Consider the following 13,002-nt stretch of genomic DNA (forward strand, 5'->3'; position numbering starts at 1 on the left):
AAAAATAAAACAAACCTCAGCGAACCTCTGCGTTAACCTCAGCGCCCCTCTGCGTTTCAATTACCTCCTCAACCTTCCTCAACTCACCCACGCGCCAACTATCAGCAAGATCCTTAATAAAACTAGCGATAGGAATAGCCACCAACAAACCCAAAACACCGCCCAACTTCGCACCCAACAACAAAGAAATCACCACCCAAACTGGATTTAAACCAGTCAAACTTCCTAAAAGACGTGGTGCGACAATATTAGAATTTACTTGATCAATAGCCACAGCAATAGCCGCAACTTCTACCCCTTCCCAAAAATTTTCTAAAGCTACCAACAAACTAACAATACCAATACCAATACCTGTACCAAAAGGGAAAAGAGAGAAAAAGCCAATAGCAATTCCAAAAAGTAAAGCTAAAGGAACTCGCAGCGCCACAAATGCTAATGTCACTGTCACCGCTAAAACAGCGCCTAATGTTGCTTGTCCGATGAAATAATTTTGGAAATCTTCCCGGAGTAATTCCCTGACTTTTGTACCGATATGGGGCGAAAACCATTGATAAATTCCATCCCACAAACGTTCACCATTTAATATCAGGTAAATAGTTAATACTACCGCGAGCAAAATATTAACTAAAACGCCAATAGTATCAAAAGCAAAACCCAGAATTTTTCCAGTAAAAGACTGAAATTGATTAGAAATTCTTTCGAGAATTTGAGTAGCTAAACCACTGACATTTACAGGTAACTGTTGTGTAGCTGCCCAATTGAGGAAAGCATCTAATTGTTGATTCCCTGAATCAATCCAAGCCGGAAGAATATTAACAAATTCATTTAGTTGTGCGAAAATTAGCGGCAGCAAGATAACTCCTACAGCCCCTAAAATAACTACGGCTAATAGTAATACTCCGACAATTGCTAAGTTACGCGGTACTCCCCGTTTATGAAAAAAATTAATCGGATAATCCAAAACAAAAGCTAGTAAAATAGCACTAGCAACTAAACTTACCAAAGGTTGAAAATACTGTACAACCTGAATTAATAACCAACCGTTAAGAATGGCAACGGGAAAGGCTAATCCCACACTTAACCAGCGGGGTAGTTTGTTGACTGTTTGCATTCGGTTCACTCCACCACAGTTATAAGTTGATTGGGGTATCAGATGACTGCTTCCCTGTGTAATATCATTGTTTTATTAACTTAGCCTCTCCCTATTGCAGCAGATTCTTAATTGCTTTCGGGAAAACTTTTGCTAATAAAATCCAGCATAATGCGTTGGTGCATATCTCCAAATGGCCGCACTTCACCTGCTATGGATGAATAACAACTACCCTGACGAATATCGTCAGGTGTCAATAAACCCATATCCCAGCCTTCGTTTAGCACTAATTGCTCTAATCCCACTAATAATGGTGCTTGAAAAATATGGCAAATTGCTTTTTCATTGGGATAAACGGCGAATTTGGTAAAAGAAGGTAACTCATAACCGATTTCTTCGATAATTTCTCGTACAAGTGCTATCTCTGGGGTTTCACCGGGTTCGAGATGTCCGCCAAACAGCCCCCAAGATCCAGGATAGTTAATACCGGGAATGTCGTCTCGCAATTGCATCAGACATTTGCCATTTTGGTAGAGAATAGCGAGTGCTACATGAGGTACTTGATTGCTCATAATTATTCTTCTTCTAGGTAAACTTCCCCGTACTCTTTGCCGGCTAAAGGGATACTTTTGTATCTTACCTTACCCTTAAATATTACCTGTTGTCCCACTTGGAGATTGTTTTGATGAGTGAGAACCCAGATTTTGCCTGTTGAGTCGTTAATTTGATAAGCTTTCTGCTTGATTAGGGGAGCTTCCTTCTCTACCTTACCTTGGATGTAAACTGTAGCCTGATTCTTTGGTGCTGGTTTAATTTCTCGAATGGGCGTGGCATTAGCACTAAGTATCAGGTTACTGGTATTACCCGGATTTCTCGAATTACTACAACCATAAAGTTCAAATACCAGTAAAAAAGTCAATACTAGATGAAAGAACCTTAGAGAAGAAATTTTTGCTTGTGGCCTCAAACCAAGCCATTTTAATAATTTTTCCATTGATGCTTACCTTATCGCCAGGTTCCATTCATCCTAGCCATAGAATAAGCTGTTGGGCTGACAAATTGAACTTTTCCGCAAGCTTCACTTGGGGGCTGCTAGGGATTTAAAATAAAGGCCGATCCTCTCTGCAATTGTCATGGAAACAAAAACTGCCAAAATGCTCGATGGTAAAGCATTAGCGGAAAAAATTCACAAACAACTAGCTGCGACTATTGCAGAATTAAAACCCAAAATCGGTCGTCCCCCAGGTTTAGCAGTGCTAATGGTTGGTGATAATCCAGCCTCAGCAGCTTATGTCCGCAACAAAGAAAAAGCCTGTGCGAAAGTGGGTATTACCTCCTTTGGTAAGCATTTCCCTACCGACACTACCCTCACAGAACTAGAAGCGGTAATAGCACAACTTAACCAAGATGAACAGGTGGATGGAATTCTGGTACAGTTACCTTTACCTGGTCATTTAGATAGCATCGCTCTTTTACATCAAATAGAACCCGACAAAGACGCAGACGGACTACACCCGGTTAACTTAGGACGACTGGTGCGGGGAGAAGCAGGTTTACGCAGTTGTACCCCAGCTGGTGTCATGCGACTACTGGAAGAATATAAAATTTCTCTGGAGGGAAAACAGGCAGTAGTGGTAGGACGGAGTATTTTGGTAGGTAAGCCGATGGCCTTGATGCTATTAGAGGCTAATGCTACAGTTACTATCGCTCATTCGCGATCGCAGGACTTAAAAACTATCACCCAAAATGCTGATATTCTCATTGCAGCAGCAGGCCTTCCCGGACTAATCACTGCTGATATGGTGAAACCGGGCGCTGTTGTGGTAGATGTGGGGATAAATCGTCTCACTGATAGCAGTGGCAAAAGTCATTTAGTCGGTGATATCGACTTTGCCGCAACTGCTAGGGTGGCAGAATATCTCACCCCAGTCCCTGGTGGCATTGGACCGATGACAGTCGCTATGTTATTGCAAAATACAGTATCTAGCTATTTACGAGCCACAAACCATTAAGGAGTGATAATTATTCCTAACTAACTGTGCCGATTTGAGATTTTTTTGGTAAATTTCCCTAGTTTCCACTATGGAATAAATCGAAAATCTAAAATCCAAAATTGCATCATAAGTGAGTGTTTCTGCCCCAGCACACCGTAAAATTATCACACATATCTCAAGCAACCGAAAATTTTAGGATCTGAAGAATGGTAGCAACGGATAACTTTCAAAAAACAGCAGAAGCCGCCAGGTTTAACCTCGCAGCTTATCTCAAAGAACGACAAAAGCTGTGTGAAACTGCCCTAGATTTGGCGATTCCTGTCGTTTACCCAGAAAAGATTTACGAAGCAATGCGCTACTCCCTCTTAGCAGGTGGTAAGCGCGTGCGTCCCATTCTTTGTCTGGCTACCTGTGAAATGATCGGCGGTACAATCGAAATGGCTATGCCTACAGCTTGCGCTGTGGAAATGATCCACACTATGTCGCTGATTCATGACGATTTGCCAGCAATGGATAATGACGACTATCGTCGCGGTAAATTGACAAATCACAAGGTCTACGGCGAAGATATTGCGATTTTGGCAGGGGATGGCTTATTAGCCTTGGCTTTTGAATTTGTCGCTACCCAAACACCCCACAATGTCCCTAGAGACCAAGTTTTGCAGGTGATTGCTCGTCTCGGCCGGGCGCTAGGAGCGGCTGGATTGGTGGGCGGTCAAGTGGTAGATTTAGATTCAGAAGGTAAGTCAGATATTTCCCTGGAAACTCTGAATTTTATTCATAACCATAAAACCGCTGCCCTGTTAGAAGCTTGTGTCGTTTGTGGCGGAATTTTGGCCGGGGCATCAGCTGAAAATATCCAAAAATTAACTCGTTATTCTCAAAATATTGGCCTGGCTTTCCAAATTATCGATGATATTCTGGATATCACTGCTACCCAAGAGCAATTAGGCAAAACCGCAGGTAAAGACTTAACAGCCGAAAAAGTCACCTATCCCAGCCTGTGGGGAATTGAGGAATCACGTTCTCAAGCACAACAACTGGTTGAGGCAGCTTGTACAGAATTGGCATCCTTTGGAGAAAAAGCCCTACCTCTCCAAGCGATCGCTCATTATATAGTTAGTCGCAATCACTAGTAGTCTGTCAAAAGGCAAAAGGCAGAAGGCCGCTATGCTGAATGATTTCCAAAATATCTATCTGTAAGCGTGATTTCTGCTTTGCTAGGTAGATTTGGGATTTTGAGTTCTACCAAACATCGTTCCTCAACACACAACCACTGCTCATAATTTAATCACCTAACCAAAATACCATGCAGGACATAGGCGACATTTTCAACAACCGGGTGCTGCTGGTTGCCCTTGTAGCTTGTTTTGTTGCTCAAGCATTAAAACTCATTGTTGAGTTAGTCAAAAATCGCAAACTGAATGTGCGTGTTTTAGTGACAACCGGCGGAATGCCCAGCGCCCATTCAGCTTTGGTGACAGCCCTCGCAGCTGGTGTTGGACAAACTATCGGTTGGGCATCTGCTGAATTTGCTTTAGCTACTATTTTTGCCATCATCGTCATGTATGATGCAGCTGGAGTTCGCCAAGCCGCAGGTAAGCAAGCTCGAATACTCAATCAAATGATTGATGAGTTATTTGATGAAAAACCAGACTTTAGCCAAGACAGGCTCAAGGAACTACTTGGACATACTCCCGTTCAAGTCATAGCTGGTTCTGCTTTGGGTATAACTATTTTTTGGTTGGCTAGGACTGCTTATTAGTCATTGGTCATTAGTCATTGGTCAACTGATTATTAGTCATTGGTCATTGGTCATTAGTCATTGGTCATTGGTCAACTGATTATTTGACATTTACCACTGAGCGCAGCAACATCACTTTTTTTCCATCTGCTAAGAGGGCAAAAAAACCATTTTCGCTCAGTTTTTGTAATGTCTTGTATGCTTCTTGTTGGTTGGTCGTATAAACAGCTAATAAGTAAGGGCGCTGTCCATAGGAAACAAGACCTACATTCCCTCCTACTGTCTTCTGCACATTACTTGCTATTTCTGGGCGGTTGAAATAATCTACCAATATTGCAAAACCATCTCCTAAGACTTTGGGATTATAGCTGACTGTCTGAGATGATATTGTTGCTCTTGGTATTGGTGCTGTTGGTATTGTTGTTGCTGTTGCTGTTCTTGTTGTTGCTGTTGTTGGTCTAGTAGTAATAATGGCAGACAAGCCCACAATATTGTTAACATACTTAGCCCAGCGGTTGGCATCATCAATTTTGTTAAACCCACCAATCCGCGTTACTGTCTCGTTAAGATATTTGCAGGTAACGGTCTTGAGATCAGATGGTAAGGCGCTACGCAACTGCTTTTGATTATTCGCTGTGGGACTGACTACTAATAAAAGATATTCTCCTGCACTGGGAGGTTGACAAGTAGGAAGGGTTTGTTGAGCAATAACTGGACTAATGCTACCAACTAAGGAAGCGCTCGCTAATAATAAAATACTGGGTAAAGTCGGAAATCTTGGCACAAAAGGTATATACATAAAATTGTAGGTTCTCAAAATATTTCTCAAAATCTCTGTTCTCTAGAGAACTTCCAAATCAAAAATCTTCATATCAAGTCCGGCTAATTGCTGATCAAAAAAACTCGACCCGTCCCCGCGCGGTTCCCTAATGATAAGTCTTTAACCGGACATTATATCAGTTTTTCTGGGTTCAATATCTCTAGATTTGCAGTAGCAGTAGGAAATCAATTAAATGAATATTTTTAATTGATCTCCTCTACTTACGTCAGCGCCCAGAACACAATATATAGCCGTGGACAGGGTGGTTAGGACATCAATTGATAATGAAACTCCCACTAAAAGAGGGTTTTACTCCTGACTCCTGTACGGGCGTATTGCAATACGCCCCTTCTGACTCCTGCTATACTATTATGAAACTGTAGTTAAAGCAGCTAAAGCATCAGGAATCGTTGCTGAAGGCGCTTTAAATTCACCGGTGATCACATATTCTAGGCGCAATTTCAACCAAGTAATAAATTGCGAGTTGGTAGAAATAATCGCTACATAAGGCTTAGGACACTTCGCTTTGATCTTGGCAAATTCCGGTGCTTCCAGAAAAGCTGGTTGCTTGACTAACCAAAAATCAATTTGTTTTTCTTGTTCGTGGTAATGACGGGTGCGTTCCTTCAAAACTTCGTGTATTGGTTCTTCTTCGAGCAGAAAGTGTTGACTAGCTAAAACGTAATAGTATGTTTGCATCTTCATCCCTTGGTTACTATTTAATAATTTATAGGGTACAGGAGTCTGACTGTACCCTAATAAGTTAACTTTTCTTTAATCCCTTAAACCAAGAACTAAAAGGACAACCACCACCCTTATTTTCACTACTTACCTGTTTACCACCTGCTGTCAGCTTTTCTAAGAACAGGTTGTTGTCAAAATAGTGTTCTAAGGAAAGAACCTTTAAATCATCGGTTACATGAGCTACACTCATACCAATAATTTCTACGGTTTCTCCAGTCGGTGCAAAGTCTTTATATGCACCCTGAAAATGTCCCCAGTGTCTCCACTTGAATGTAACATTAGGTGGACCAGAGTAAACTTCCAGCACTTCCCAGGGAAAGCCTTGCGGAAATGTACTGTGGAACAGTTTAGCTGATGATTCAAAACTTTCTTCTGAAGCTTTGTAATATTGGGAATCAGCCATGAAGAGATTGTAAGTACCTTGGGCAGATAAATCTGCTGCTGTATACTCCTTACCTCCGTTGGTACTGACACGAAGCTGATCATTCACCACAGATAACCATTGTTGAGGGTTACTTTTAAAAGATACCTCCATTTCAAAGGTTCTGACCAAGTTTTGAACGATCGCTTCTAGTGTACCTTCAACGTGATTGCGGGTACTTTCTTTAGCCAGATTTTCTTTGGAACGGCTATAATCCGGTGGTGTCTGATAACGCCATTCCGCATGGGTACTGTATGCAATCACTGTATCCCGATCTTGTACCCAAAGAGGTAGGTTGTTAGGCTGTGTGGAAGTCATAGAGGTCTGAATTTACAAATGTGACTCTAGATTTTTTAGGATTACGCAGCTACAACCCCTCTAGTTCAGTTATCAGTTGCTAATGACTAATGACTAATGACTAATTCCCAATATTGCTTGTTTCATTTCGCGGACGGCTCTTTCTATTCCTACTAAAGCTGCTCGACTGATGATGGTATGACCAATGTTGAGTTCTTCCATACCTAGAAGCGCCGCCACGGGGTAAACATTCCAGTATGTGAGTCCGTGTCCGGCATTTACTCGTAACCCAGCTTTAATCGCTTTTTCACAGCCTTGAGCCAATAAGGCTAATTCCCGCTGGCGGGTTGTTTCGTCTTTAGCCTCCGCATACTGCCCTGTGTGCAGTTCAATAAACTTAGCTTGCACCTTGACAGAAGCTTCAATTTGTGCTGATTCGGCATCAATAAACAGACTCACGGGAATGCCAGCATTTTGCAGTTTATCAACTATCTCTCCTATTCTAGCAATTTGCCCGACAATATCCAAACCGCCTTCTGTGGTTACTTCTTCGCGTTTTTCGGGTACTAATGTTACATAATCGGGTTTGATGTCGAGAGCGATCGCCAACATTTCATCAGTTGCAGCCATTTCTAAGTTTAGGTGCGATCGCACTGTTTGCCTTAAAATTCTTACATCTCTGTCTTGAATATGTCTTCTGTCTTCCCGTAAATGTACGGTAATTCCATCTGCACCTGCTAATTCTGCCAACACCGCAGCCGCTACTGGGTCTGGTTCTACTGTGCGTCTGGCTTGACGAATGGTAGCGATATGGTCAATATTTACACCTAGTGTAGGCACGCCTGTTTTCTCCTGTTGCACTATCTTCAGATGTTGATTTTACAGGAAATACCAATTGAGAGGTGAATGAAGTTAGATTATAACTTTTGGTCATATTATAAAGAAAGACAATTCTCAAATAATTGACAATCTCTGAGGCAATATGCTTTTAGAACTGCAACAAATTATTGTCAACCCAGGCCAACAGATGTTACTAAAAGATATTAGTTGGCAGCAATTAGAAAATATTTTGGAAGAAATGGGAGAAAGACGTGCAGCGCGTATTTCCTATAGTGATGGTTGGTTAGAAATTATGGTTCCTTTACCTGAACACGAAAAAGATAAAGAATTGCTTGGTGATTTAGTCAAAATCTTATTAGATAAACTCGAAATTGATTTTGAGCCTTTTGGTTCTACAACACTTAAAAATGAGAGAATGCGACAAGCTGTAGAACCAGATACCAGTTTTTATATTCAAAATCAAGCTGCGGTGATTGGGAAAAATCGGATTGATTTAAATATAGATCCACCACCAGATTTAGCTATCGAAATTGATATTACTTGCCGTACTGAATTGGATAATTATAAAATCTTAGGAGTTCCTGAACTTTGGCGATATAAACATCAAGGTTTGGAGATTTTCTTGTTACAGGAAGGGAAATATGTAAAATCTCAATCTAGTCCTAATTTTCCTAATATCCCTATTGTGGAATTAGTTAACGAGTATGTGCAGCAGTGTTTAACTATTGGGAGAAGTCAGGCTATGCGGAATTTTAGGAGTTGGGTTAAGGATAATTTATGATGGAAATTTAGTAAAGTTGTAAAATTAAGGTTGAATTGGCACGAACTCGTATTTGTCAGTTCCAGGTTTTTGTTGAACTTTGATTAAGAAGATGTTATTGTTTATGCGATCGCCTGATTTTGAAAACTGAATTTTTCCTGTTGCACCATCAACTGAAAAACTTGAATCATGCAGTTTATTTTGTAACTCATAGCGATTATTACTTATTTTTAAACCGGCAACAATTGCCAGAGTCGCATCATAACTAGTTGCTGTTCGCCAATTCACAGTTGCAAGATGCCAGAGGAGAACGAAATAATTACCGTACAGAACGTTTCAAATTTAACAACAATCTTTCTTCTTAATATTATACTCAACACGGCTTAATTACTTGATTTTATGGGTAGGGGTTTAGCAGTGCTAAACCCCTACAAATCTGGGGTTTTTGTGCTTTTACAAAAGTCCATATCTCAACCGTTTTTAGTATAACCTTACACATTTTAGTTTTTCCCTGCCCACCTACTTGTATACTTATTGCAGTGTTAATAGTTTAACACTGCTTTGAAAACTATTAGTTAATTCAAAAGCCATCTATACACTCCTAAGCAGTCCACAAAGATAAATACAGAACTTGCATATAATATCATTATTTTATCTCCAGTTTGTAAGTTAGCAATCAACATCTGACTAGAACTCATGGCTAAGAGAATAAAGCCATAACCACTGATTTCAGTATTTGATGCTAGAATGACTCCTCCGATAAGAGCAAAAAAACTACTGGAAATCTTTAAAATTTCACTAGATTGATGCTTTGTGTATTTGAAGTAAGAATTCTTGCTAAATTTATAACTTGGGATCTTTTTTGCCATCTTAACACCAATAAATTATCTGAGTTTCTAGTTTCACAGACTTAATATGAAAAACCTGGCGTTGCTGAATTGGAGTATGAAATTGAAAAATTTTAAATCTCAACCTTTGCGGCTTTGCTCCTTTGCGACTTTGCGCGAAACCTAATTCATACCGCCATTATGCAACGCCAAAAACCTTAGCGGGTGACAAGAAGGTTGAAGATGAGATGTGGCAATAATTTGAGAAAATAAGGGGGTAAAAAATAAGGTCAAGAAAGCCCCCAACGCAAAAAATGTTACCACAATCATATCAAACAATCTTCCGAAAGCATTTGAGTGAACAGCACTATACTACTGAGTTAAGCGTTTTGAACTCAAAATAAGACTTGGGGAAAAGGTTTTTATGTTCCCATTCCCCTTCCTATTTTTTCCTGGATACCAATTCTACTAAATTAGATGATAAAAATTGTCAGCATCAGCAGCTATTGAGATGTTACTGCGATATTAAATTCACTCAAGTTAGGAACTATTTGGAATGTTTTTATAGTTCTTAGTTCAGTTTCAATTTCCGAAAAAAGTCTGCTTTGTAAGGCAACAAAATCAAGGAAACCTTTTGATGCCCATTTTAAGATTTCCTCATTTGATTCGGGACGATACTGTGCTACTAGATTTAGTGCCTCTAATGCCAAGTCACGATGTTCGGCTTCTACACCCAAATCATTATGTTTACCATGAACTACAATCCAGTACCAAGGATTTATACGCTTGCTGCCAACATCTATTTTTTTTCCTTGCAACCAAGTGTCAAAAGCTACTCCACGATGATTATAGCGAATAACTTTATCAATTAAACTGTATTCCCGATCAGCCAGCAATTCTGAACCGATATGATAGCCTATAGCAGTAACTAAAGCTTCAACATCACCAATTTTACCTTGATACCCAAATATGAAGTCAGCAACAATTCTTTGCATATAGCTGGGTGTCTGAGCAATTTGATTGCACTCAACATTACTCAACTTTGCATAATCACTAATTGCTTTCAAAGTAGTTTGAGCTAAAGTGCGATGTGGCACTTTGTACGCCTTACCATCAGCATGTTCATCAATTGTCGCTGCAAATACTTTAGCAGCAATCTCCAATCCGCGATCGGATTGATCTAAAACTGGTTCTTCTGGATAGCGAAACAAATCATATGAAAGACCAATGGCAGAGGCTAATCTGGCAACTAAACTACCAGCAAAGCTATTAAAATAAGCATATCTCTGCATGAAATAGTACAATTTCAAAGGATTTGACGCTGCCAGATCAACCGTCGCTTCAATATTTGCATCATTTATTTGACTATTAAACAAACTATTAAAGGTATCAACAGTAAAAGGCACTATTGAAACCTGTTCTTTGATAAACATAGACTTCATTCCTATCAAAAATGATCTGTGACTAATTAGGGTAAATCTAGCGAAGCTATTACCAGGGGCAAGATCGCTATAAAACTGGGAATCGTAGCGACTCAACTATATAATATATGCTTTTCTGTAATTTTACTGGATAAAATCGGGAATTTTAATAAATTTTAAGCAATTACCGCTATAGTCAAAGGCTTTGAGAAAACTCTGGGCAGATTATTATAGAAGTTTAGGCTTGATGAAAAAGGCGATAATCACTCATGACTACCGAGAAGAATCTAGCCATTGTTGACAGGGATGACTCATCCACATATTTCGTGTTTGACGATGGTGAAACCCATAACCCGCCAACAGATTTAATATTTGATGATGGTGAACCCTTGGAATCAAATAGACACCGGACTGGAATGAATGTCCTTATCCGATCATTGCAGCAGCTTTGGTGCGATCGCAATGATTATTTTACTGGGGGCAATATGTTTATTTATTACAGCAGCACCCAGGTTCGCAATCGTGATTTTCGCGGACCCGATTTCTTCGCTGTTCTCAATATTGATGGTACTAACACTCGACAAGGTTGGGTGGTTTGGGACGAAAATGGTCGCTATCCTGATGTAATTGTGGAATTAATGTCACCTTCTACGGCAGCAATAGATAAAGGTATTAAAAAGGACCTTTATGAACAGACTTTTCGTACCTCGGATTATTTTGTCTATGATCCATTTAATCCTCATTCTTTACAAGGATGGCATTTAGATGATAACCAAAAGTATCAGCCGTTGATACCAAATGAACATGGTTGGCTATGGAGTAGACGTTTAGGTTTATGGTTGGGAACTTGGGAAGGAACGGTAGAAAGGGAAACTACAATTTGGGCGCGGTTTTATGATGCTGCTGGTAATCTAGTTCTATTACCAGAGGAAGCAGCTAAGTCACAAGCGGAAGCCGCTAAATCACAAGCGGAAGTAGCTAAATCTCAAGCGGAAGCAGCTAAGGCAAAAGCAGCTAGGTTAGCTGCCAGATTACGAGAATTGGGTGAAGATCCAGATATGTTGTAATCGTCAGGTTTCCCAAATCCCCGACTTCTCAAGACAAATCACAATTTCTGGAGATGATGACAGCAGAAGTCGGGGATCTTAATTCTTGCCTAATCACTCCTGCTGTCAAATTAACTGGAAGCACTAGTATAAAATCGTAATGCAAACCGCCAAAACCAAGTAGAAATAGAAAACAAAACTACAGATAAAAATACCGAACCTATCAACCAGGTAGATTGACCTTGACCTAACATCGCTTGAGCAGGAACTGTTGTTAAAAATGCTACTGGAACTACAAAGGTAAAAAATACGCGATAAGCGGCGGGATATGCTACAGTAGGATACCTGCCAGCTTCTAAAAAACCTCGTAATACCTCAGTGACGTTGTATAGTTTAACAAACCAGATCGTAGTCGCTCCCAGCATAAACCACAAGCTGTAGAGAATCACTAAACTGCAAAATAAAGGCAATATACTACTCAGGTACTTATCGATTCCTAAACCGAGGCGTTTACCTGCATAGCCAATAATGATACAGCCAAAGATTAAATCTGGTAGTCCCCACGGTGATAGAGTGTGAGTGGAAAGCCAAAACTGACTGCGGATAGGTTTTAATAATACAAAGTCTAATGTCCCTTCCTGGACATGACGGACAATGCGGTTTAAGTTGGGAGCTAGGAAAGTCGCAGAAAAGCCTTGGAGTAATGTAAAAATTCCCAAGACTATCAAAGCTGCTTCCCATGACCAGCCAGTAAAAGTGTAGCCAGTGCGGTAAAACAAGAATAACCCAAATACACTACCCGCTAGATTGCCTATGCTGCTGAGGGCGGCTAATATAAAGTTAAGGCGATATTCCAATTCGGCTGCGATCGCTGCACTCCAAAAAAGCCGTAGCACTTTCAAATATCTTTGCATCTTGCTTGTCTAACCCCGTGTATGCTGAATATAAGATAACTTCATCTAAACTTAATATTATTCTGAAAAATTACATATACATAG

Annotated in this window: 16 protein-coding genes; 5 read left to right on the forward strand and 11 right to left on the reverse strand. The window is 40.2% G+C overall.

Features of this window, described 5'->3' with window-relative positions:
• Window positions 1-16: 16 nt before the first annotated feature.
• The 3 genes from A9Y75_RS22590 to A9Y75_RS22600 all read right to left on the reverse strand — a co-directional run bounded on the left by A9Y75_RS22590 (window position 17) and on the right by A9Y75_RS22600 (window position 2,084).
• A complete protein-coding gene (locus A9Y75_RS22590) occupies window positions 17-1,111 on the reverse strand; it encodes an AI-2E family transporter (protein ID WP_071191774.1) in 1,095 nt (364 codons plus the stop codon).
• A 107-nt stretch (window positions 1,112-1,218) separates the two neighbouring features.
• Complete coding sequence (locus A9Y75_RS22595; RefSeq protein ID WP_071191775.1) at window positions 1,219-1,662, reverse strand: NUDIX hydrolase; 444 nt, start codon at window positions 1,660-1,662, stop codon at window positions 1,219-1,221.
• Between the two features lie 2 nt (window positions 1,663-1,664).
• The gene (locus tag A9Y75_RS22600; RefSeq protein ID WP_071191776.1) at window positions 1,665-2,084 is read right to left on the reverse strand and encodes a hypothetical protein; all 420 of its coding nucleotides are present in this window, start codon (window positions 2,082-2,084) and stop codon (window positions 1,665-1,667) included.
• Between the two features lie 139 nt (window positions 2,085-2,223).
• Here A9Y75_RS22600 and folD point away from each other — a divergent pair, with 139 nt between their 5' ends.
• The 3 genes from folD (at window position 2,224) to A9Y75_RS22615 (ending at window position 4,849) form a co-directional block, all read left to right on the forward strand.
• A complete protein-coding gene (gene folD / locus A9Y75_RS22605; protein ID WP_071191777.1) occupies window positions 2,224-3,102 on the forward strand; it encodes a bifunctional methylenetetrahydrofolate dehydrogenase/methenyltetrahydrofolate cyclohydrolase FolD in 879 nt (292 codons plus the stop codon).
• Window positions 3,103-3,290: 188 nt separating this feature from the next.
• The gene (gene crtE, locus A9Y75_RS22610; RefSeq protein ID WP_071191778.1) at window positions 3,291-4,220 is read left to right on the forward strand and encodes a geranylgeranyl diphosphate synthase CrtE; all 930 of its coding nucleotides are present in this window, start codon (window positions 3,291-3,293) and stop codon (window positions 4,218-4,220) included.
• 173 nt (window positions 4,221-4,393) lie between these two features.
• Window positions 4,394-4,849: a divergent PAP2 family protein gene (locus tag A9Y75_RS22615; RefSeq protein ID WP_071191779.1), complete on the forward strand. Its 456-nt coding sequence runs from the start codon at window positions 4,394-4,396 to the stop codon at window positions 4,847-4,849.
• A gap of 79 nt (window positions 4,850-4,928) precedes the next feature.
• Here A9Y75_RS22615 and A9Y75_RS22620 read toward each other — a convergent pair whose 3' ends face one another.
• The 4 genes from A9Y75_RS22620 to A9Y75_RS22635 form a co-directional block, all read right to left on the reverse strand.
• Window positions 4,929-5,627: a hypothetical protein gene (locus A9Y75_RS22620; RefSeq protein ID WP_071191780.1), complete on the reverse strand. Its 699-nt coding sequence runs from the start codon at window positions 5,625-5,627 to the stop codon at window positions 4,929-4,931.
• 390 nt (window positions 5,628-6,017) lie between these two features.
• Window positions 6,018-6,347 carry an MgPME-cyclase complex family protein gene (locus A9Y75_RS22625; protein WP_071191781.1) on the reverse strand — a complete coding sequence of 110 codons (330 nt, stop codon included), beginning with the start codon at window positions 6,345-6,347 and terminating at the stop codon, window positions 6,018-6,020.
• A 64-nt stretch (window positions 6,348-6,411) separates the two neighbouring features.
• Window positions 6,412-7,131, reverse strand: coding sequence for a SnoaL-like polyketide cyclase (locus A9Y75_RS22630; RefSeq protein ID WP_071191782.1), 720 nt, complete (start codon window positions 7,129-7,131; stop codon window positions 6,412-6,414).
• A 93-nt stretch (window positions 7,132-7,224) separates the two neighbouring features.
• A complete protein-coding gene (locus tag A9Y75_RS22635) occupies window positions 7,225-7,950 on the reverse strand; it encodes a pyridoxine 5'-phosphate synthase (RefSeq protein WP_071191783.1) in 726 nt (241 codons plus the stop codon).
• Between the two features lie 142 nt (window positions 7,951-8,092).
• Here A9Y75_RS22635 and A9Y75_RS22640 point away from each other — a divergent pair, with 142 nt between their 5' ends.
• A complete protein-coding gene (locus tag A9Y75_RS22640) occupies window positions 8,093-8,731 on the forward strand; it encodes a Uma2 family endonuclease (protein WP_071191784.1) in 639 nt (212 codons plus the stop codon).
• Window positions 8,732-8,755: 24 nt separating this feature from the next.
• Here A9Y75_RS22640 and A9Y75_RS22645 read toward each other — a convergent pair whose 3' ends face one another.
• The 3 genes from A9Y75_RS22645 to A9Y75_RS22655 all read right to left on the reverse strand — a co-directional run bounded on the left by A9Y75_RS22645 (window position 8,756) and on the right by A9Y75_RS22655 (window position 10,970).
• Window positions 8,756-8,998 (reverse strand): hypothetical protein, encoded by a 243-nt coding sequence (locus A9Y75_RS22645; RefSeq protein WP_071191785.1) that lies wholly within the window; start codon window positions 8,996-8,998, stop codon window positions 8,756-8,758.
• A gap of 287 nt (window positions 8,999-9,285) precedes the next feature.
• On the reverse strand, window positions 9,286-9,579 hold the full coding sequence (locus A9Y75_RS22650; protein WP_071191786.1) for a hypothetical protein: 294 nt from the start codon (window positions 9,577-9,579) through the stop codon (window positions 9,286-9,288).
• 461 nt (window positions 9,580-10,040) lie between these two features.
• Window positions 10,041-10,970, reverse strand: a complete 930-nt coding sequence (locus tag A9Y75_RS22655) for a hypothetical protein (protein WP_071191787.1) — start codon at window positions 10,968-10,970, stop codon at window positions 10,041-10,043.
• Between the two features lie 257 nt (window positions 10,971-11,227).
• Here A9Y75_RS22655 and A9Y75_RS22660 point away from each other — a divergent pair, with 257 nt between their 5' ends.
• Complete coding sequence (locus A9Y75_RS22660; protein ID WP_236721499.1) at window positions 11,228-12,025, forward strand: Uma2 family endonuclease; 798 nt, start codon at window positions 11,228-11,230, stop codon at window positions 12,023-12,025.
• Between the two features lie 110 nt (window positions 12,026-12,135).
• On the opposite strand, the gene A9Y75_RS22665 is transcribed toward A9Y75_RS22660, so the two are convergent.
• Window positions 12,136-12,918, reverse strand: coding sequence for an ABC transporter permease (locus tag A9Y75_RS22665; RefSeq protein ID WP_071191788.1), 783 nt, complete (start codon window positions 12,916-12,918; stop codon window positions 12,136-12,138).
• Between the last annotated feature and the right edge of the window lie 84 nt (window positions 12,919-13,002).

Origin of the sequence: Trichormus sp. NMC-1 (genome assembly GCF_001858025.1) — a bacterium.
GTDB lineage: Bacteria > Cyanobacteriota > Cyanobacteriia > Cyanobacteriales > Nostocaceae > Anabaena.